Source organism: Massilia horti, assembly GCF_004614195.1.
Taxonomy (GTDB): domain Bacteria; phylum Pseudomonadota; class Gammaproteobacteria; order Burkholderiales; family Burkholderiaceae_D; genus Telluria; species Telluria horti.
Genome location: NZ_SPUM01000109.1, coordinates 50,256 through 71,000 on the forward strand (window position 1 = coordinate 50,256; position 20,745 = coordinate 71,000).

Annotated in this window: 19 protein-coding genes and 1 tRNA gene; 7 read left to right on the forward strand and 13 right to left on the reverse strand. The window is 64.2% G+C overall.

Features of this window, described 5'->3' with window-relative positions:
- Positions 1 to 18: 18 nt before the first annotated feature.
- The 9 genes from E4O92_RS16470 to E4O92_RS16510 form a co-directional block, all read right to left on the reverse strand.
- The gene (locus E4O92_RS16470; RefSeq protein WP_135190827.1) at positions 19 to 1,161 is read right to left on the reverse strand and encodes a sugar ABC transporter permease; all 1,143 of its coding nucleotides are present in this window, start codon (positions 1,159 to 1,161) and stop codon (positions 19 to 21) included.
- 19 nt (positions 1,162 to 1,180) lie between these two features.
- On the reverse strand, positions 1,181 to 2,734 hold the full coding sequence (gene xylG / locus E4O92_RS16475; protein ID WP_135190828.1) for a D-xylose ABC transporter ATP-binding protein: 1,554 nt from the start codon (positions 2,732 to 2,734) through the stop codon (positions 1,181 to 1,183).
- Between the two features lie 114 nt (positions 2,735 to 2,848).
- On the reverse strand, positions 2,849 to 3,853 hold the full coding sequence (gene xylF / locus E4O92_RS16480) for a D-xylose ABC transporter substrate-binding protein (protein WP_135190829.1): 1,005 nt from the start codon (positions 3,851 to 3,853) through the stop codon (positions 2,849 to 2,851).
- Between the two features lie 98 nt (positions 3,854 to 3,951).
- The gene (locus tag E4O92_RS16485) at positions 3,952 to 5,733 is read right to left on the reverse strand and encodes an IlvD/Edd family dehydratase (RefSeq protein ID WP_135190830.1); all 1,782 of its coding nucleotides are present in this window, start codon (positions 5,731 to 5,733) and stop codon (positions 3,952 to 3,954) included.
- 4 nt (positions 5,734 to 5,737) lie between these two features.
- Positions 5,738 to 6,616 carry an SMP-30/gluconolactonase/LRE family protein gene (locus E4O92_RS16490; RefSeq protein WP_135190831.1) on the reverse strand — a complete coding sequence of 293 codons (879 nt, stop codon included), beginning with the start codon at positions 6,614 to 6,616 and terminating at the stop codon, positions 5,738 to 5,740.
- On the reverse strand, positions 6,613 to 7,404 hold the full coding sequence (gene xylB, locus E4O92_RS16495) for a D-xylose 1-dehydrogenase (protein ID WP_135190832.1): 792 nt from the start codon (positions 7,402 to 7,404) through the stop codon (positions 6,613 to 6,615). Before xylB ends, E4O92_RS16490 begins: the two co-directional genes overlap by 4 nt.
- A 28-nt stretch (positions 7,405 to 7,432) precedes the next feature.
- Positions 7,433 to 8,623 (reverse strand): fumarylacetoacetate hydrolase family protein, encoded by a 1,191-nt coding sequence (locus tag E4O92_RS16500; RefSeq protein ID WP_135190833.1) that lies wholly within the window; start codon positions 8,621 to 8,623, stop codon positions 7,433 to 7,435.
- Entirely contained in the window at positions 8,616 to 8,924 is a 309-nt protein-coding gene (locus E4O92_RS16505) for a hypothetical protein (protein ID WP_135190834.1), read from the reverse strand. Before E4O92_RS16505 ends, E4O92_RS16500 begins: the two co-directional genes overlap by 8 nt.
- A gap of 421 nt (positions 8,925 to 9,345) precedes the next feature.
- A complete protein-coding gene (locus E4O92_RS16510) occupies positions 9,346 to 10,464 on the reverse strand; it encodes a LacI family DNA-binding transcriptional regulator (protein ID WP_135190835.1) in 1,119 nt (372 codons plus the stop codon).
- 291 nt (positions 10,465 to 10,755) lie between these two features.
- On the opposite strand from E4O92_RS16510, the gene E4O92_RS16515 reads away from it, so the two are divergent.
- The gene (locus E4O92_RS16515) at positions 10,756 to 11,097 is read left to right on the forward strand and encodes a hypothetical protein (RefSeq protein ID WP_135190836.1); all 342 of its coding nucleotides are present in this window, start codon (positions 10,756 to 10,758) and stop codon (positions 11,095 to 11,097) included.
- Between the two features lie 370 nt (positions 11,098 to 11,467).
- Positions 11,468 to 12,835: an enolase C-terminal domain-like protein gene (locus tag E4O92_RS16520; RefSeq protein WP_135190837.1), complete on the forward strand. Its 1,368-nt coding sequence runs from the start codon at positions 11,468 to 11,470 to the stop codon at positions 12,833 to 12,835.
- 190 nt (positions 12,836 to 13,025) lie between these two features.
- Here the strand turns inward: E4O92_RS16520 and E4O92_RS16525 are convergent, their stop codons facing one another.
- A complete protein-coding gene (locus tag E4O92_RS16525; protein WP_135190838.1) occupies positions 13,026 to 13,418 on the reverse strand; it encodes a DUF1622 domain-containing protein in 393 nt (130 codons plus the stop codon).
- 110 nt (positions 13,419 to 13,528) lie between these two features.
- Here E4O92_RS16525 and E4O92_RS16530 point away from each other — a divergent pair, with 110 nt between their 5' ends.
- The 5 genes from E4O92_RS16530 to E4O92_RS16550 all read left to right on the forward strand — a co-directional run bounded on the left by E4O92_RS16530 (position 13,529) and on the right by E4O92_RS16550 (position 18,033).
- The gene (locus tag E4O92_RS16530; protein WP_135190839.1) at positions 13,529 to 15,940 is read left to right on the forward strand and encodes a bifunctional diguanylate cyclase/phosphodiesterase; all 2,412 of its coding nucleotides are present in this window, start codon (positions 13,529 to 13,531) and stop codon (positions 15,938 to 15,940) included.
- A 72-nt stretch (positions 15,941 to 16,012) separates the two neighbouring features.
- Positions 16,013 to 16,088, forward strand: a tRNA-Lys gene (locus E4O92_RS16535).
- Between the two features lie 581 nt (positions 16,089 to 16,669).
- Positions 16,670 to 17,161 carry an Hcp family type VI secretion system effector gene (locus E4O92_RS16540; RefSeq protein ID WP_135190840.1) on the forward strand — a complete coding sequence of 164 codons (492 nt, stop codon included), beginning with the start codon at positions 16,670 to 16,672 and terminating at the stop codon, positions 17,159 to 17,161.
- Positions 17,162 to 17,173: 12 nt separating this feature from the next.
- Entirely contained in the window at positions 17,174 to 17,620 is a 447-nt protein-coding gene (locus E4O92_RS16545) for a BPSL0067 family protein (protein ID WP_135190841.1), read from the forward strand.
- On the forward strand, positions 17,617 to 18,033 hold the full coding sequence (locus E4O92_RS16550; protein ID WP_135190842.1) for a hypothetical protein: 417 nt from the start codon (positions 17,617 to 17,619) through the stop codon (positions 18,031 to 18,033). The genes E4O92_RS16545 and E4O92_RS16550 overlap by 4 nt, the downstream gene beginning before the upstream one ends.
- A gap of 493 nt (positions 18,034 to 18,526) precedes the next feature.
- On the opposite strand, the gene E4O92_RS16555 is transcribed toward E4O92_RS16550, so the two are convergent.
- The 3 genes from E4O92_RS16555 to E4O92_RS16565 all read right to left on the reverse strand — a co-directional run bounded on the left by E4O92_RS16555 (position 18,527) and on the right by E4O92_RS16565 (position 20,523).
- A complete protein-coding gene (locus tag E4O92_RS16555) occupies positions 18,527 to 18,748 on the reverse strand; it encodes a hypothetical protein (RefSeq protein ID WP_135190843.1) in 222 nt (73 codons plus the stop codon).
- A 280-nt stretch (positions 18,749 to 19,028) separates the two neighbouring features.
- Positions 19,029 to 19,448 carry a type II secretion system protein N gene (locus E4O92_RS16560; RefSeq protein WP_135190844.1) on the reverse strand — a complete coding sequence of 140 codons (420 nt, stop codon included), beginning with the start codon at positions 19,446 to 19,448 and terminating at the stop codon, positions 19,029 to 19,031.
- A 7-nt stretch (positions 19,449 to 19,455) separates the two neighbouring features.
- On the reverse strand, positions 19,456 to 20,523 hold the full coding sequence (locus tag E4O92_RS16565; protein WP_135190845.1) for a hypothetical protein: 1,068 nt from the start codon (positions 20,521 to 20,523) through the stop codon (positions 19,456 to 19,458).
- Positions 20,524 to 20,745: the final 222 nt, after the last annotated feature.

A 20,745-nucleotide genomic window follows, 5' to 3' on the forward strand; every position in this document is an offset into this window, starting at 1 on the left:
AGTAAGACAGCGCCTAGCTTAACGCTGCCCGGAGCGGGTGGCCACGTCGGCCCACACTGCCAGCGTCAGGATCAGGCCCTTGACGATCATTTGCCAGTACGCATCCACGTCGAGCATCGACATGCCGTTGTCCAGGCTCGCCATCACCAGCGCGCCGACCAGCGCGCCATGCACGGTGCCCGCGCCGCCGCGCATCGAGGTGCCGCCGATGAAGCAGGCCGCGATCACATCCAGCTCGCCCGAAGTGCCGGCCGATGGCGAACCTGCCGCCAGGCGCGCGGTGTTGATCAGGCCAGCCAGTGCGCACATCAGGCCCATGATCCCGAAGATCCACAGCTTCACGGCGCGCACGTTAATGCCTGACAGGCGTGTCGCTTCCATGTTGCTGCCCACCGCGTAGATGCGCCGGCCGAACACGGTCTGGCGCGCGATGTAGCTGAACACGCCAAACAGCACCAGCAGCATCAGCACCGGCAGCGGAATGCCTTCGTAGCTGTTCAGGGTGGTCACGAAACCGGCCAGCACGATGCCGGTCAGCGCCACGCGCAGGCCGTCGCGCCAGGCTGCGGGCACCGGCAGGTTGTGGCGCGCGAGCGTCGCGCGCTGGCGCCAGGCCAGCACGGCGGCAAGCAGGAACAGCGCTACGCCGAGCACCATGCCGAACGCCGGAGGCAGGTAGCCCTGCGCCAGCACCTGGAATTGGTCGGATACCGGCGCCACCGTCGCGCCCCCCGTCACGCCGAGCACCACGCCGCGGTAGGCGAGCATGCCGCCCAGGCCGACAATGAATGACGGTATGCCCGCATAAGCCGTCAGGTAGCCGTTCAGCACACCCAGCGCAAGGCCGCACGCCAGCACGATCGCGACCGATACCGGCAGCGACAGCTGGCCAGTCACGTCCAGCACCGCGGCTATGCCGCCTAGCAGGCCAAGCAGCGAGCCGACCGACAGGTCGATTTCGCCGGCGATAATGACGAACACCATGCCGCAGGCGAGGATGCCGGTGATCGACATCTGGCGCATCAGGTTGGACAGGTTGCGCGCCGAGGTGAAGCCGCCGTCGGTCTTCCAGCTGAAGAAGGCCCAGATGATGGCGATCGCCACCAGCAGGGCGAGGATCTTGTATTGGGTGAAGAGCTGTTTCAGATTATTCGTTTTCATTTTGTACCCGTGGGTTGCATCATGCCGGCGTGGTGTCAAGCTGCGCTGCCTGGCCCTGTCCCAGCGCCGCGGCCAGCACCATTTCCTGGGTCAGGCCCTGGTTGACGAACTCGCCGCGCAGTATCCCCTCCCCCATCACCAGCACCCGGTCGGACACACCCAGCACCTCGGCCAGTTCGGACGACACCATGATGATCGAGATGCCCTGCGCAGCCAGCTCGAGCATCAGCTTGTAGATCTCGAACTTGGCGCCGACGTCCACGCCGCGCGTCGGCTCGTCCAGGATCAGCACCTTCGGCCCGGTCAGCAGCATCTTGGCCAGCACCGCCTTCTGCTGGTTGCCGCCAGAGAGCGCGGTGATCGGCAGCGCCGGGCTGGCGGTCTTCAAGGCCAGTCGCGCGACCTGCGCATTGACCGCCAGCACCTCGGCGCTCTGGTCGATGCGCGTCATCCGCGAAAAGCGCTGAAGCACCGACAGCGTGATGTTCTCGCCCACCGACAGGTCGCGCACGATGCCGTGGTGCTTGCGGTCTTCCGGCACCAGCGCAAAGCCGGCCTGAATCGCCTTGAATGGGTTGGACGTATCGATGCGCTGCCCTTCGAGCCAGACCTCGCCCTCGTGCTGTCCCGGATAGGAGCCGAAGATCGCCGACACCAGCTCGGTGCGGCCGGCACCGACCAGGCCCGCGATGCCCAGAATTTCGCCGCGTCGGAGCGAGAACGAGACATTGTCCACGCGCTTTCTTTGCGGCTGGTCGACGTCGTAGCACGTGACGTCGCGCGCCTCCATGATCACCTCGCCCACCTCGTGTTCGAGGACCGGGTAAAGCTGATTCATTTCGCGCCCCACCATCTGGGCGATGATGCGCTCGACGTTCATCTCCTGCATGGGGGTGGTGGCGATGTGGCGGCCGTCGCGGATGGTGACGATCGTGTCGCAGATGGCCGCGACCTCTTCCAGCTTGTGCGAGATGTAGACGCAGGCCACGCCCTTGGCCTTGAGGTCGCGGATGATCGTGAGCAGCACCTCGATCTCGGCCGCGGTGAGCGAAGCCGAAGGTTCATCGAGGATCAACAGCCGCGCCTTCTTGTTAAGCGCCTTGCCGATCTCGATCAGCTGCTGGTGCCCGCCGCCGTAGTTCTTCACCGGCAGTACCACGTTCACATCCGGCAGCTTCAGCTCGCGCAATATCTCCTCGGCGCGGCGGTTCATCGCCGGGTAGTTCAGGCGGCCGCCGGGCAGCGTCAGTTCATTCCCGAGGAAGATGTTCTCGGCCACCGACAGCTCGGGCACCAGCATCAGTTCCTGGTGGATGATGATGATCCCCGCCTCTTCCGTCTCGCGCACCGAACGCGCACGCAGCGGTTTGCCGTCCAGGAGGATTTCGCCATCCCAGGTGCCGTGCGGGTACACCGCCGACAGGACCTTCATCAGGGTGGACTTGCCGGCGCCATTCTCGCCGCACAGCCCGATGCACTCGCCGGGTCGGATCGCAAGGTCGATCCCGTCGAGCGCGGCGACACCGCCGAATCGCTTGGCGATGCCCTTCATTTCAAGCAGATAGCCGGACATTCAAGACTCAGTTCATTGGTTGTTGAATGGGCGAGATGGCACCCCTGGCCGCGTCGAGCGCGTGCGCCAGGGGGCGCCTGCCCAATAACAGGCTCGCGCCGCTTATTTTCCCGCTTATTTGCCCGCCAGCTGAGCTTGAGTGTAGAAACCGTCCTTGACCAGCACGTCGACGTTCGACTTGTTCAGCAGGATAGGCTTGAGCAGCAGGCTGTCTACCTTCTTGAAGCCGTTGTCGAGCTGCGAGTTGTAGGTCGGCTTTTCGCCGCGCACCAGCTGCACCGCCAGCTTGGCGGCGCTGGACGCGATCTGCTTGAGCGGCTTGTAGACGGTCATAGTCTGGGTGCCGGCGATCACGCGGCGCACGGCCGCCAGGTCGGCGTCCTGGCCGGAGACCACCACTTTGCCCGCCAGCTTCTGCGCTGCCAGCGCCTGCACCGCACCGCCGGCGGTGCCGTCATTGGATGCCACCACGGCGTCGATCTTGTTGCCGTTGGCGGTCAATGCGTTCTCGACGATGGACATCGCCTCGGACGCGCTCCAGTCCTTGACCCACTGCTTGCCGACGACCTTGATATCGCCCTTGTCGATCAGCGGCTGCAGCACCGCCAGCTGGCCCTCGCGCAGGATCTTGGCGTTGTTGTCGGTCGGCGCGCCGCCCAGCAGGTAGTAGTTGCCCTTCGGCCGGGCCTGGACCAGCGACTGCGCCTGCATCTCGCCCACCGCCTTGTTATCGAAGGAGATGTAGGCGTCGATGTCGGCGCCCAGGATCAGGCGGTCGTACGACACGACCTTGATCTTGGCCTTCTTGGCTTCGCGGATCGCGTTGTTCAGCACCGTGGCGTTGTAAGGGACGATCACCAGCACGTCGACGCCGCGCGAGATCAGGTTCTCGATCTGGGCGATCTGGCGCTGCTCGCTGGCGTCGGCCGACTGCACGTAGACCTTGGCGCCGAGCTGCTCGGCGGCCTGAGTGAAGTAGTCGCGGTCACGGGTCCAGCGCTCGACCCGCAGGTCGTCGATCGAAAAGCCGATCTTCGGATGCTGGGCATCCGCCTGCGCCATCCCGGCGGAAAACAGCATCGCGCAGGCCAGGCCCACCACTTGGATCATCTTTTTCATGGCTACGTCTCCTTGTCTTATTTGTTTCGGCCCCGGACGAATTGGGCCGGACACCATTCTGCTTGAAAAAATGCCACTAAGGTTACTGAATACGGCCCTCAGTGATTATGGCGCGGCATGTCGTGTCCGACGCCGCGGTACGGCAGCGCCAGTTCAAGGCAGGCGCCGGTGTGCAGCTGGCCCACCGTGGCGCGGTAGATCTCCTGCCACGGGGTCTGGCTGGCTGGCACCTGTGGCGGCGCCTCGCGCCGGCGCGCTTCCAACTCGTCGTCCGGGACCTGCACGTCGCAGCGGCCCGCGTTCAGGTCGACCCGCACGATGTCGCCGGTGCGCAGCAGCGCCAGGTTGCCGCCGGCCGCGCTTTCAGGCGAGGCATTCAGGATCGACGGGCTGTCCGAAGTGCCGGACTGGCGGCCGTCGCCAAGCGTCGGCAGTGCGGCGATGCCCTTGCGGATCAATTCGTCGGGCGGCTGCATGTTGACCACCTCGGCCGAGCCGGGCCAGCCGAGCGGGCCTGCGCCGCGGATCACCAGCATGGTGCGCTCGTCGATGCCAAGCGAAGGATCGTTGATGCGGTGGTGGTAGTCGTCCGAACCGTCGAACACCACCACCCGGCATTCGAAGCGATTCTCCGAACCCGGGGTCGACAAGTAGCGTGCACGGAAGGCTTCCGAAATTACGCTGGTCTTCATGATCGCGAAGTCGAACAGGTTGCCCTTCAGTACCAGGAAGCCGGCGCGCTCCTTGAGCGGATCGGCAAACGGGCGGATCATCTCGCGGTCCGCGCTTGCGCGTCCTTCCAGGTTGCCCGCCATCGTGCGCCCGGTCACGGTTGGGCGCTGCGCGCGCAGCAGCCCTGCCTGCTCCAGCTCCCACATCACGGCCGGCACGCCGCCGGCGCGGTGGAAGCGCTCGCCCAGGTATTTACCGGCTGGCTGCATGTTCAGGAGCAGCGGCACGTCGTAGCCGTACTTCATCCAGTCCTCGGATGTAAGCTCGACGCCCGCGTGACGCGCCATGGCCATGATGTGCGGCTGGGCGTTGCTGGAGCCGCCGATCGCCGCATTGACCACGATCGCGTCCAGGAAGGCCTCGCGCGTGAGGATGCTTGATGGACGCAGGTCTTCGCGCGCCATTTCCACGATCCGGCGGCCAGTCTCGTAGGCCATCTGGCCGCGCTCGCGATACGGTGCCGGAATGGCCGAGCAGCCGGTCAGCGACATGCCCAGCGCCTCGGCGATCGCGTTCATGGTCGACGCGGTGCCCATCGTGTTGCAGTGGCCTGCCGAGGGCGCCGACGCCGTGGCGATCTGGATGAATTTTTCGTTGTCGATCTCGCCTGCTGCCAGGCGGCGGCGCGCCTTCCAGATCGCGGCGCCGGAGCCGACCAGTTCAGCTTCGAACCAGCCGTCGAGCATCGGACCGCCGGACAGCACGATCGCGGGCAGGTCGACGGTGGCTGCCGCCATCAGCTGCGACGGCGTGGTCTTGTCGCAGCCGGTGGTCAGCACCACCGCGTCGATCGGGTAGCCGTGCAAAATCTCGACCAGGCCCAGGTAGGCCAGATTGCGATCGAGCGCCGCGGTCGGGCGGCGGCAGTTCTCGAAAATCGGGTGCAGCGGGAACTCCATCGGAATGCCGCCGGCATCGCGGATGCCATCGCGCACGCGCTTGGCCAGCTCCAGGTGGATGCGGTTGCACGGCGAAATATCGCTGCCGCTCTGGGCGATGCCGATGATCGGCTTACCCGAACGCAGCTCCTCGGGCGTGATCCCGTAGTTCATGAAGCGCTCCAGGTACAGCGCCGTCATGTCGATGCGCTCCGGATTGTCGAACCAGTCCTGCGACCGGAAGCGCCGTTTGCCGTTGTTGTCTCTCATGGTTTTACTCCTGCAGCCGCAGCGCGTGCTGCGGCAATCCCGGCGTATCAGACCGGAACGTGAACAGAGCGCCAGCCAGCGGCTGCGCTGCCAGCTCTTCCTGCGACAGCCCCTTGCGCGCGGTCGTCACAAAGACGGTGCGCAGGTCATTGCCGCCGAAGGCCAGCTTGGTGATATTCGAACACGGGAATGCGATTGTCCCGGTCTTGGTGCCTTGTGCATCGAAGCGGTCGATGCGCCAGCCGCCGAAGGTGCAGACCCACAGGTTGCCATCAACGTCCACCGCCATCCCGTCCGGGTAGCCGCCGCCTTCGATGGTCACGAACACGCGCTTGTTGGACAGGCCACCATCTGGCGCCATGTCGAACGCGTAAATGACCTTGTCCAGCGTGTCGGTGTGGTACAGCGTGCGGCCGTCCGGGCTGATCGCCGGGCCGTTGGTGATCACGTAGCCGGTGCCCATCGCGTGCGCAGCGCCCGCGCCATCGAAGCGGTACAGCACGCCCGAAGGCATCGCCTCGGCGTTGTCCATTGAACCGAACCACAGGCGCCCCGCGGCATCCACGTGGCCGTCATTGAAGCGGTTGCCGGGCAGGTCGGACTCTACCTGGCGCAGCGGCACGAATTCGCCGCTCTCCTCGATAAAGCGATACAAACCGTCCTCGAGGCCGCAGACCAGGCCGCCGCCTTCGACCGGCACGATAAAGCTCACCTGTGACGGCGCGCTCCAGCTGCGGCGCACGCTGCCGTCAGGCGAACAGCGGTGAATCTGCTTGCCCTTGATGTCGACGAAATAGACGCAGTCGCGGGAAGCGTGCCACAGCACGCCCTCTCCCAAGGTGGCCTGCACCTCCCACACGCAGCGGGGCGCGGTGCTGTTCATGCCCCGTACCAGCCGTTATCGACGAAATACTCGCGGCCGGTGCAGTGGCGCGCGTTGTTCGAGGCCAGGAACAGCGCCAGTGCCGCCACGTCCTGCATCTCGACCCGCTTGGGCATGCACTGGCCGGCCAGGATGCGCGCCTCCTCTTCCGGGTTGTGCCACAACGCCTGCTGGCGTGGAGTGCGCACGGCGCCCGGCACCACGGTGTTGGCACGGATGCCGTAGCGGCCCAGGTCGCGCGCCATCCCGCGCGTCATGCCCTCGATGCCTGCCTTGGCCGTCATGTACAGGTCGAGCTGCGACGACGCCAGGTACCACGAGATCGAACCGAAGTTCAGGATCACACCATAGCCACGCTTTTTCATACCCGGGATCACCGCCTGCGAGCAGAAGAACTTGTGGCGCAGGTTGACCGCCATCCGGTTGTCCCAGTAGCTTGGTGTGACCTCTTCGATCTCGTGACGGTCGTCGTTGGCGGCATTGTTAAGCAGGATGTCGACGCCGCCCGCTTCCTGTTCGATCGCGGCGAAGCTCGCCTTGAGCGCGTCAAGGTCGGTCAAGTCGCATTTGATGAAGCGCGGGGCATGGCGCGCACGGCTCAGGGCCTGCGCGAGTTCGCGCGAGGCTTCCTCGGCGATGTCCAGAAAATAGACGCGAGCTCCCTGTCCGGCAAACGCGGTCACCAGTTCGGCGCCGATGCCGCTGCCGCCGCCGGTGATGACGACGCGCTTGCCGGCGAGGTCAGGATAGGTCGCATAGACCCAGGCTTGTTCTGTGTTGTCAGGCATGAAGTGTCTTTCGAATGATTGCGCCGGCTCAGCCGGCGCGACTGTCCGGCGGCGCGAGCAGGCCGCGTTGCGCCAGGTTGTGATACAGGGCGCGCACGCCGAAGGTCCAGGGCGCAATCTCGTCGCTGCGCTGGACGGTGTTGACCAGTGTGCCGAGCGATGGCGTCGAAATGCTGACGCGGTCGCCCGGATGATGGGTGAAGCCTGCACCGGCGGCGTCGCGGTCTTTGATCGGCGAGAACATGGTGCCGAGGAAGAGCATGAAGCCGTCCGGGTATTGGTGATGGGGGCCGCAAGTCTGCGCGACCAGGTCGAGCGGATCGCGGCTGATCTCGCGCATGCGGCTGGCACCGGCCAGTTCGAAGCCATCGTCCACGCCGTCGATCCGCATGCGCACCTCGAGCTGGCGCAGCGTGTCCATCGAAAAGCCGCCGTCGAACAGGCGGATGAACGGGCCGATCGCGCACGAGCCGTTGTTGTCCTTGGCCTTGCCCAGCAGGAGAGCGCTGCGGCCCTCGATGTCGCGCAGGTTGACGTCGTTGCCAAGCGTCGCGCCGACCACCTGGCCCTGGCTGTTCACGGCCAGAACGATCTCCGGCTCCGGGTTGTTCCAGTGCGAAGCCGGGTGCAGGCCAACGGCCGCGCCGTGGCCCACCGCCGACATCGGCTGCGACTTGGTAAACACCTCGGCGTCCGGGCCGATGCCCACTTCCATGTACTGCGACCACAGGCCCTGCTCGATCAGCTGGGCTTTCAGGCGCATCGCGCCATCCGAGCCGGGTCGAATGTCCGACAGGTTCGAGCCGATGCAGGCCTGGATCTGCTGGCGCAGCTCGGCGGCGCGCGCCGGAATACCCTTGGCCTGTTCCTCGATTACGCGCTCGAGCAAGCTGACCGCGAAGGTCACGCCGCAACCCTTGATCGCCTGCAGGTCGCACGGCGCCAAGAGGCGCAGGCCGTTCGGCCCAGCCTCGCCGCGCAGGGCAGCCTCGACCAGCTCCTGGGCCGAGCCGAGGTCTTCGCCGTCGGCGTCGCGCACCAGGCTTGTCAGATCGTGGCGTTCGAACAGGTCGGACACCGTCGCCGCATGAAGCGTGATGTCGACCAAGCGACCGCCGCGCACCGCGACCACGGTCGGACCCACACCAATGCGCCAGACGCGGCCGACCAGCAGCGCGTGCTCCAGGTCCTCGGGCAGCAAGGTGGCTTGATTAGTCATGATTCCTCTCGTTTGTTATGTCCGAGTTCTGAAGATCGGACTTGGTCAGCCACACGCACTGCATCTGCGCGATCTTTTCCTCGAGCGTCATGCGCGCGAGCAGGTCTTCGATGCGCGCGTTGACCGGTGCGCTGGCCAGCTTATAGACGGGCACGGCGCCATTATTGGCTTTGTTAGCTGCGACGGCTGCGGGAACGGCGGCGATGCCCGCCATGCCCGCCAACGGATGCGAGGAACTGTCTGCGTTTGATACCCATGACTGTTGTCTCCACTCTTGTTGTTGTTTGTCTGCCGTTCGCATGCAAACATTCCATTAACAGAAATGTTATCGCAACCATTCAAGTCTATGCGGGCATCTTCGACCTTGTCAATTGATATTCGATCTTCTGCTGAAGAAGCTCGAGTGGGGAGCGGGCGGCAGGTCGTAGGGTGAGCGTGTTTCCCGCCCACGCGTTCAAACAGAGGGGGGATCAACCGAACGCACAACCACTGTGCCAGCGTTTGCTGGACGCGTGGGCGGCACAGCCGCCCACCCTACGGGATGCGTTATGGGACGTCGGCGTTGTTATTGGGCCGTTCACGGGAATCAGCGGCGTAGGGTGCGCACCTGTGCGCACGCGGTCACGGCATGCCGACTTGCGGCTGCTGCTTCGTTACGCCGCGTTCGCGAACCGCGTGGGCACAGGTGCCCACCCTACGCCTCCGGCAACTGGCCGTGGTAATCAGCTCACGTAACGCTGCCTGTTCGGCGCGAGCGGCAGCCCTGACGGCGGACGGGTCCGCGGCGCCGCATCCGACTGCCGTCGCACCAACTCGAAGTCCATCGTCACCTGCTCCGGCGCCGCCGGCCCGCCTTCGCGCAGCGCGCGCACGCGCCGCACCACCGCCTGCACCGCTTCGCGCGCCATTTCGGCGATCGGCTGGCGCACCGTGGTCAGCTCGGGCCAGATCGTGGTCGCCAGCGCCGTGTCGTCGAAACCGGTGACCGTCAGGTCGCCCGGCACATCCAGGCCCAGGCGGTGCGCCACCGCCACCGCGGCCGCGGCCATGTCGTCGTTGCTGGCAAAGATCGCGGTCGGGCGGTCGGCCAGCGCAAGCAGGTGCTCGGCGGCGTCCAGCCCCGAACGGTAGGTGAACATGCCCTGCACCACCAGTTCTTCCGACGCGTCGGCGCCGGTTTCCGCGATCGCTGCGCGATAGCCGGCCAGGCGCCGCGCGCTGGCGGTCTGGTTCGGGTGGCCGACCACGAAGCCGATGCGCTGGTGGCCGAGCGCTATCAGGTGGCGCGCCATGCGGTAAGCCGCCTGGTAGTCGTCGATGCTGACCGAGCCCACGCGCTGGTCGGGCAGGCCGCAGGCGACCACCACGGCCGGGATGTCGGCCGCCGCGATGCAGTCGATCACAGCCTCGCTGTCGCACAGCGGCGGCGGCAGGATGATGCCGTCCAGTCCATTCTCGATCAGGCGCCGGGTCTGCTCTTCCTCTTTTTCGCCGGCCTCGCACTTTTCCACGAACAGCTGGACGTTGTTCAGGCCCGACTGGCCCAGCAGGCCAACCAGGAATTCGCTCAGGTAGGCCGCACTCGGATTACTGTACAAGAAACCGATGCGGATCGGCTTGGAACCGGCCAGGTTGCGCGCCTCCTGGTTGGGCGTGTAGTTCAGGGCGGCGATCGCCTCGGCCACCTTTTGCCGGGTACTTTCGCGCACCAGCCCCTTGCCGTTCATCACGCGCGAGACGGTCATCGCCGACACGCCCGCCAGCTTGGCAACATCGGCCATGGTTGGCTGGCCGCGGCGCTCGCCGTCGTCCCCGCCTGCATCCGTTTTGGTTTTACTCATTTCCGCGGCATCCTGCAACCTGTTGTTTGCGCTATCTTAACATAGCTAACAGTTCACCTTCGACTACCGTTTATAGCCGGAGAAATATAAGAAAGCATATCCTCAATTTAAAGGTTTGCGCAAACATTCCCGAGCAGACCAAGAATAACCAGGCGACCCAAGTGCACCGATCATTCGCGCGGCTTCTCGCCGCTTTCCTGCCAGGCATTTTGCTGACCACCGCCGCCCAGGCCTTCGATGAGGACGGCTACGACCTGTGGCTGCGTTAGCGCCCCCTCCCCGCACTACCTGGTGGAGCGCACTCGCTTGTCGAACGCCGACGTGACCGTCATCGCGGCCAACAGCGACATCGGCCTGCTGTACGGGAGCTTCGCCTACCTGCGCCACTTGCAGGTCAATGGCGGCGCCGGGGCCGGCACGCTGGCGCTGAAATCAAAGCCGCAACTGCCGCTGCGGGTACTGAACCACTGGGACAACCTGGACCCCGCCTGCCGGAATTGTTACGGTAGCGCTGCCATCGAAGCGCAGCGCCCGCATGCTGGACAGGTCGACGTCGGCGCGGCCGGGGGGCGGCCGCCAGCGCCAGGCTGGCCGCATCGATCACCAGCGGCTCGGTGCCGAAGGCATTGCTGATCCGCACGCGCACCGACCGCCCGCCGAGCGAAACGCGCACGATCTGGCGCAAGGTGGCGTCAACCCAATGTGCGGCGGGAAGCTCGTTCTGCTTGTCCGGCACCAGCTGCGCCGTGCCCCAGGACGCGACCTAGTGGCCGTTCCCGGCGCCAGTCGCGCAAGTGTCGACGTTGCCGGTGGCAGCGCAGGCGCTAAGCAGGATGCCGAGCAAGCCGGCAGCCATAATAGATTGACTCGACATCGGAATTCCTTCACACTGGTTAAATGATAGCGCAACCATTATAGGTAGAAAAAATGCTAACAGCAACGCCATCTATGCGATCGCCAGCGTTGTCTGATTAACACTTTTTCACCCTGGGAGAACCGTTCGATGAATCCAATTTCGCGGGCAGCCAGCCCGACCGTCACCCGGATGCAGGTAATTCCGGTGGCCGGTCATGACAGCATGCTGCTCAACCTGTGCGGCGCGCATGCGCCCTACTTCACTCGCATCCTGGTGCTGCTCGAAGATAGCGCCGGCCATGTCGGCATGGGCGAGGTGCCGGGGTCGAACGGCATCCTGCGCGCGCTGGAAAAGGCTGTGCCACTGGTCACCGGCACCGAGATCGCGCGCTACAACCGCACCCTGAACGCGCTGCGCGAGGCGATTGGCGGCGCCAGCCACCAGGTAACCTCGAGCTTTGAAGAGGCCGTGCTCAGGCAGCCGCACGAAATCAACCTGCGCCTCGAGAACGTGATCACCGCAGTCGAAGCCGCGCTGCTCGACCTGCTCGGCCAGCACCTGGGCGTGCCCGTGTGCGACCTGCTCGGCGCCGGCCAGCAGCGCACCCACGTGCCAATGCTCGCCTATCTCTTCTACATCGGCGAGCGCCGCCGCACCGACCTGCCCTACCTGACTAGTGACGGCCAGGACGGCTGGTACCGCATGCGCCACGAAGAAGCGCTCACGCCCGAGGCGATCGCGGAGCTGGCCGCGGCGAGCGTCGACAAATACGGCTTTCGCGACTTCAAGCTCAAGGGCGGCGTGATGCACCCGGAGGAGGAAGTGGCGGCGGTGGCCGCGATCAAGCGGCGCTTTCCGCAATCGCGCGCAACGATCGATCCGAACGGCGCCTGGTCGCTGTTCGATGCGATCCGCGCCTGCCGCGGCCAGGGCCATGTGCTGGCCTACGCCGAGGATCCGTGCGGGCCTGAAAACGGCTACTCGGGACGCGAGATCATGGCCGAATTCAAGCGCGCCACCGGCATCCGGACCGCGACCAACATGGTGGCCACCGACTGGCGCCAGATGTCGCATTCGCACCTGCTGGGCGCGATCGACATCCCGCTCGCCGATCCGCACTTCTGGACCATGCAAGGTTCGGTGCGGCTGGCGCAGCTATGCCACGACTGGGGCCTGACCTGGGGCTCGCATTCGAACAATCACTTCGACGTGTCGCTGGCGATGTTCACGCACGCCGCCGCGGCCGCGCCGGGCGCCATCACCGCGATCGACACCCACTGGATCTGGCAGGAAGGCCAAGAGCGCCTGACGCGCGAACCGCTCAAGATCGTCAATGGCCAGGTGGCGGTGCCGGACGCACCGGGTCTTGGCATCGAGCCCGACATGGAGCGCATCGCGCAGGCGCACGAGCTGTACAAGCGGGTGGCCGGCGGCGCGCGCGACGACGCGATGGCGATGCGCTACCTGGTGCCGGGGTGGACCTACGACCCCAAGCGGCCGAGCATGGTGCGTTAAGGTTCCTAACCGTCGTTTCCGCCACTGGCGAGAACGACTTCCCGCGCAGGCGCGGCCCCATGCAGAGGTCGCATTCTAGCGGCGTATGCAATCTCCGCTCCAACTCAGCATGGGGGGAATAGCGCCAGTGGCGCTGTGCCCGCCTTCGCGGGAACGACGAGATAAGCAGCGGGTGTTTGTTTTTGTCCAGTCAGGTCCCTGCGCCGCCGCCCTCGTCTCTGAGCTCCTTGCTCAGAAAGTAGTTGAGCCCAGTCCGGATCACCGCGATCGCGGCCAGTTTCCCGATCCGGTCCCAGGTCGGCGCCACTGAAGTGGACAGGATGTCGGCCGCCAGCTGCAATTCCAGCGCCAGCGTCAGGTAGCGCGCGAACGCCAGCCGGATCGGCGTAAAGCCGCTGCCGCGGTCCGTCAAAACGTGGCGTACCAGCCCGGCGATGACCACGACCACCCCGACTGCGATGACGAACGCGCCAAGCGTCTCGACCACCAGCCTGAGCCACTCGACTGCGCTCCTGACCTGTTCCTCGATCTGTCCAAACAAGGCAGCCTCCGCACGGACGGCCGCGGCGGAGAGCCCGGCCATGCCAGCATCTTAGACTGGCGCGGCGCAGCACGCATGCCGCGCCGAGCGGTGGCGCGCAAGCCAACCATGCCAATGTTATCATTTCCGCCGTTCATAGCTGGAGAGACCTGTTGCCAAGAATTACCCTGCGAGGAATCAGCCTGCGCGCGAGAATCGTGCTGCTGGTGCTCCTCATCGTCACGCCGGTCACCATCATCCTCAGCCTGCAAGCCGCCGCCCTGTACCAGGTACGGGTCAGCCATACCTATATGGAAGCGACCGATTCGGCCCTGCTGATCGCCGACCATCCGAAGGTGATCCTGCCGGAACCGAACGATTACATGGCGCACCTGGCGCGCCAGCTGGAGAACCTGCGGCCGAATGATTGCGCCGCAGTGAGGCAGCTGTTCGATCCGCTGCTCAAGACGCACCCCTATTTCAATTCGGTGGCGCTGACCATGCCGGACGGCACGATCATGTGCAACGACAACGGCGCGCGCGGCATTATCAACGTGGCGGACAGGGCGTATTTTCGCCAAGTGCGGCAAACGGGCAGCTTTACGATCAGCAACCTGCTGACCAGTCGTCTCTCGGACAAGCCATCGATCGTCTTCAGCCGTCCAGTGCGAGGAGACGGCAACCAGCTCAAGTATGTGCTGATCCTGGCCCTGGACGCGCGCTGGCTGGCCAACGCGCTGCAGCAAGCGGTCGCGCGCCTGCGTCTGCCGGCCGACACGGTGGCAGTCGTGGTGGACGACCAAGCCACCGTGGTCGCATCGGCGCCTGCTTCGTTCGCATATGCCGGTCAGCGGATGCAGGAATGGCGGGCGCTGCGCCCCCAACTGGCCAGCACCACGCCGCTGGCACACGAGGAAGTATGGCCCGACAGCGTGCGCCGGGCCACCGTCTACGTCCCGTTGTTCGTCTCGACCAACGGCGCAATCGGTGTGCGGGTCGGGGTGCCGGTGGATGCCGCGCTGGACGAGGTGGTCTGGGACACCGCGCTGCATACCGGCGCAATCGCCGTGGTCGTCATCATTGCGCTGTCGCTCGCATGGTTCGCCAGCGAACGCCTGGTCTCGAGCCCGATCCGGGCCGTGTGGCGCGCCGCGAACTCGCTGCGGCAAGGCGATTATTCGACGCGCGTCGGCCGGATCCAGGCGCGCGGCGAACTGGGCGAGCTGGCGAGCGCGTTCGACAGCATGGCCGGCCGGCTGGAGGAAGACCGCAAGCGCCTGCACTTCCTCGCAATGCATGACCCGCTCACCGGCCTGCCCAACCGCAATGCGCTGCGCGACGCATTGAACGAGGCGCTGTCGGCCGTCGGTGGCGCGCGGCGCCCGGCGATCATCCTGCTCGACCTGGACGGCTTCAAGGAAATCAACGACAGCCTCGGCCACCCGGTCGGCGACAGGGTCCTGACCCAGGTCGCGCAGCGGCTGGTCGACGCCGCCGCCGCGCGCACCGACGCCATGGCCGCGCGCCTGGGCGGCGATGAATTCGTGATCCTGGTGCGCCAGGCGTGCGGCGCCGAATCGGTGTCGCGCCTGGCCGTGGCGCTCAGGGAGCAGATCCTGCGTCCGATCGAGGTCGGCGAACACAAGTTCTTCCTGTCGGCCAGCGCCGGCATCGCGCTCTCGCCCGAACACGGGACGGATGTCGACGCGCTGCTGCAGAACGCCGACGTGGCGATGTACCAGGCCAAGCGCGACAAGCGCAGCGGCTACTGCGTGTTCAAGCCGGCACTGAACGAATCGGCGCCGGCACGGCTCAGGATGCAGAACCTGCTCAAGCAGGCGGTGGCGCGCAACGAACTGGTGCTGCACTACCAGCCCAAGTTCGATGCCCGCACCGGCCGCCTGACGGGCGCCGAAGCGCTGGTACGCTGGCGCAGCGCCGAACTGGGCCTCGTCTCGCCTGCCGACTTTATCCCGCTCGCCGAACAGACCGGCGCGATCGTCGACATCGGCGACTGGGTCCTGCGCAGCGCGTGCGACCAGCTGCGCGCCTGGGACGCGCAACTGCCGGACGAATTCCGGATCGCAGTCAACCTGTCGCCGCGCCAGTTCAACGGCCGCGACCTGGCTGCCGCCGTGTCGAGGCTGATCGCCGAACGCGGCGCCGGCGCCAACCGGCTGGAGCTGGAAATCACCGAGGGCGTGCTGATGCGCGACCCGACGGAAACCGTCCACGCCCTGCACCAGCTGCGCGCGCTGGGCGTGTCGGTCGTGGTCGACGACTTCGGCACCGGCTACTCCAGCCTGGCCTACCTCAAACACCTGCCGATCGACGGCCTGAAGATCGACAAAGCGTTCGTCGCGGGGCTGCCGGACGATACGCGCGACCGCAGGATCATCGGCGCGGTCATCTCGATCGCATCCGAGCTCGGGTTCCGGGTGACGGCCGAAGGCGTGGAAACGGCTGCCCAGGTCGACGCCTTGCGCGAGCTGGGATGCGACGAATTCCAAGGGTATTACTTCGGCCGCCCGGTCCCGGCCGCCGAGTTTACGCCCCTGCTGCCCCAGCTGGCCGATGTGCCTTGAGCGGTCCGGCATGGTGCGAATGCGCGTTCCCTCTTGGCCGATCGGAACGAAGCCGCTATAATGCTGCCTTCCGGGTCGTTAGCTCAGTTGGTAGAGCAGCGGACTTTTAATCCGTTGGTCGCTGGTTCGAGCCCAGCACGGCCTACCAGAATTTAGCAGTAGCAAATGAAGGCGTTACGAGTGATCGTGACGCCTTTTTTGTTTCCGCGGCACTGCGCGCCTCCACCTCTTGTGCCGTCGGCCCCATAGCGCGGCACCGGATTTGGCACCGCTTGGCACACCTATTGGCGCCGGTCACTCGACATCCTCAGCCACCGTTTGCGCTTCAATTGTCACTAACCTGCCCCCCCATCTTGCGCGTCGCGCGGGAAGTCGACCCATTGATCGCACGCACCAGCCGAATTGATAGCAGCCAACCTCCTACAGGGCAAGCCACGCAACAATGGCGCTTCGGAATCCAATCTATTTCTGGAGGCAATCGTCATGCAAGAGCGTATCCCACCTCGCGGCTGGATTGAACGGCGCAAGACAAATAACCGGCACGACGCCGACACGGCACTTCGCGTCTTGGGCGTTGCCCTTTGCGCCAACGGGAAGCCAATCAGCTCGACCACGCCTAGCATTGCTTGACGCTCGCTCTACCCCTACGGGTACTGACCAAACCGAACCGCCCGCAGACAGCGCGTGGCCGGCAAACCCAGCAAGTAGACCAACTATAGGAGAAGCACGATGGCAATCGACGCATATCTGCAGATCGAAGGCATCAAGGGTGAATCGATGGACGACAAGCACAAGAACTGGATTGAGATTTCCCACGTCACATGGAGCATCCACCAGCCGAGGGCGGCCTCACTATCAACTGCCGGAGGTCATACCAGCGGTAGGTCGGAGCTGTCCAATCTCACATTCAAGAAACTGGCCGACCTATCCTCTCCAATCCTCCAGCAGCACTGTGCGATGGGTAGGACGATCCCCAAGGCCAGGATCGAGTTTATGCGGGCTGATGGCGTTGGCAAGCCGGTCAACTACTATACGATCGAATTAGAGAACGTGATGATCTCCGGTGTAACGCCGAACAGTGGCGATGGCGGGATAATCACCGAGCAGGTTCACTTGGCCTACTCGAAAATGAAGTGGACGTATACCAAGCAAAGCATCAAGGGCGGTGCAGAAGGCAGCACCGCGGGCGGATGGGACTGTGCAGCAAACAAGTGCGTGTAAGGCGAGGTCGACATGGCCCGCAACGTTATATACCAAGGCGATCTTGAGGAGCTAAAGGAGAAGTGGGCAAATCAGTACATCGACAACGGACAGTGCGCCAGGCTCCCCCAAGTGCTCACAGATGTTGGTTACACGGGCCGATGGCTCCCGGGGCCGAGGGTAGTTGATCTCGCTTTCCTCCTTCCCGGCACCGTCATTGCCAACTTCAAGCTCGTCAACGGTTACTTAAAATACCCGAATGAACATAATTATCACGCTGGGCTCTTCCAACGATACGAGTACGGGAGAGTCATGTCGAACGGGGAGCCATGCCATTTTTCGATGATCGACCAATGGGTCAACAAGAGAGGAGGCGTCGGCGAGCGGGGACTTGCTGCCTATACCCCCGAGGAAGCGAAACGCAGGAGGAAGGCACCGTCCGACAATGCCAGCGAATTCTATGTGGTGGTGGTGCCATGAAAAACTTTTTATTTGTTTGCCTGACCCTCATCTCTACCGCTCAAGCGCAGGAGGTTGAGTGCCCGAAGTTCTATCCGTGGGAAGACACGGCTCTCGCAGAGGTCCCGTACAGGCACAACGGAAAGGGCATCGTCGCGAGGGAAGAGCTGTCAGGTGCAAGCGCGATGGGCTCTCCCTACAACTTTAAGCCCCGAATCGAGTTCCACGGCGGCCCCGAAAGCAAGGTGAAAGGGGGTACTGACATTGAGATGCCGCTCGATACCAGATGGTTCGTTTGCTATTACGGTAAGGGCACCAGCATTGCTTGGTGGGAGGAGTTAAAGCATGACCGCGACAGGGTCAAGACCTGCACGATGAAAATTCGGAATAAGGTGGGTCGCGACCCGATGGACATTAAGTTTGTCTGCAAGTGAGCGCCTGCAATACGACCGAACGGGTCAGGACGATTCTCCCTGGCTGTCCCAAAAGGATTTCAGTCCGGTTGACGCTCGGGGCTTTACAGCGGCAAGCCTGACTGGTGCCTGCATCCGCATAATCCCGATCCTCATGCTCGTTCCGACTGTTAAAGGGCCGGGTTAGAGTGCTGCTGATGCAAGGCCACAACCATCATCATTGCCCACCGCTTTCAACCATCGTCAAAACCGACCGCATTGCCGTATTCGAACAAGGCACGGTTGTGCAGCAGGGCCGCCATCAGGAACTGCAACGCGGGATGGCCCCTACCGCCCCCTGATGAACAGCCAGCTCACGACAACCGAAGAATCCCATTGACCGGTGCCGATGACATAGAAGCGCTACTGAAAAAATGGGACGCCATGCTGGCGCCACATCCGGGCCAGCGTGGGCTATCCCAGCCAGCCCGACATCATTTACGCAGGAGACGCCTGAACCAGATTCAGCACATGCTTAGCGAGCTGGCTTTTGCTTGCCGCTCTGCGCTGCTTCGTAGATGGTCTTGGCGTCTTTATGCGCCTGGTCGATGGTGCGCAGTTTCTTGTCTTCGTCGTGTTTGACGAAAAATTCCTCGTCCTGCGCGTTGACCACCAGCTTGACGGCGGCGGCTTCGGCCACGCCGTATTTCTCGAAGATCAGCGTCGTGACTTCGTCCAGATATTCTTCGTAGGTCATGCGACCATCCTCTCAACTCAAATAAGAGGCGAATTATAAGTTATCGCAAGGACACGCTGCTGGTATGGACAGGGCGCCGGCCCGGTCTGTAGACATCCGGCACCATGAGCTGCTCGGTCGCCAGCTGAATGAAACGGCCCAGCGCCGCTTCCACCCAGCGATCGGTCGTGGCGACCACGCATTAAAGCGGCGCGCATCCTCATTGGCCTGCCGGACGCTTATATCCGCTTGATCAAACAAATCGAATCCATCGAGCCCCCCCTGACTAGGCCGCCGCGCGCTACTCGACCTGGCTGACGTGGATCTGCTCGACGCGCCCGCCGCGCAGGTCGGGCGCCCTCGTCGTCACCTGCACGCGCGCCACCGGAAGCCTGTCCTCGCCGGTCTCCTCTGCCACCTGCCTGGGGCTTGCCACGGGGCGCAGCACGCGGCCGTCGGACAGCGTCACATCGTCTGCTGTCACTGCAACCACGCTGACGCCGCCGGCAACCTGCGCATGGATCGCGAACAGCCGGGCTGGCGCGTGGTCGACCGACAGCAATGCAAGGCTGGCCCTTCCGGCCGCGAGCATGCCCTTCAGCTCAATCGTGTGGGACCTTGCCGGCGCCCGTACGCCGTCCATGGCAGCTCCCCATGCCAGCGGGGAAGCCTTCACGACGGCGCACAGGGCGATGCACACGCAAAATGGCCAGTGCTTCATTGAACGCTTACGGGAAGGCGGAGACGACCGCGTTTGCCCACGCGGTGGCGGTGGCGTCCAGGGTGGCGAGCAGGCCCGTGGTCTGTTCGATATGAATGAACTTGCCGGATGTCGTCGTGGCAGCCGTATTGCAGACGTTACTTGTCACACCATTGAGCATGCGTCCGACCGTATTGGTCGTGGCGGTCAGCGAACAGCTGCTGGTGCCGCCCGTCGTTTCCACGACCCAGGCCGGTTTCTGCGTTTCGATCGCCGCCTTGAGCAAGGCGAGCTTCGAGCCGACCGCTGGCTTTGTGTTGCGGCCCGGGCTCATGAAGATGTCGTTGCTGCAGGTCGACGCGGCCTTGGCATGCCATTCGATGGCGGTCCAGTCTTCCGACCGCGCTGTGTAGAAATTGTTGAGCGCCACATTGGCCGCGTAAAACATGTTGTTGGTGTTGTGCGAGCAGTCGGCCTCCCAATTGCCGCTCTGGCAAGTGCTGTCGATCAGGTTGGCGCTGCGGCGCGCGCCCGCCATGAGGAAGCTGCGCGAATCGGTTTTCTTGAAGATGCGCACCGCTTCACGCTGCGAGTAGGCATCGCCCTCGGAAGCGCCGGTAGTGCTGGTATCGAATTTCGGATGCGGCGCGTGATGGCTGATCCTGCGCGTGCCGGCGTTGTAGGTGATGAAGGTACCCCAGCCCTTGTCGACAACGCCGCTCGTGACCGAACTCTTCACTTCCATCAGCACGCAATAGGAACGGTTGTCGGAACTGTCGGTGAAGCTACGGATGGCCATGTTCGCGCTGATGCTCGCGGGCAGCGACAGCGCGCAGTTCCCTTCGAGCATCGACGTTACCACCTGGGCGAAGTCGGCCGCCTCGGTGGCGCTCGGCGCCACGTAACCGTTTGAATCGTGCTGTGGCATCTGGTTCGAAATGCAGTCCACCAGCGCTTCCAGGGTGGTGCTCGTCGGGCAGGACAGCGTGGCCGGTGCTGCGGGCGCGGCATGGGCCGGTGCACGCGGGACGACTGTCAGAACAAAGGCGGTCAGCGCAGCGCCGCCCGCCAGGGATAGGGTACGAAGTGCGAACATCGGGGTCTCCTTGTTGTGGTTTGGTTTGGCTCGATCCAGAAAAACGTGTGGCAAATGATTCTGTGTGAGAACCATAGACGCATCAAATGAGTAGAGGCAGGCATGAACGAATTTGTTCAAACCAACGGGGGCGCGCTCTTCTTTATGGCAGTCCCTGAGTTGTCGAACTGGCCATTCTGCGGCAGAAGGTAACATTCAGTCAAGCAACATGACATTCACTTA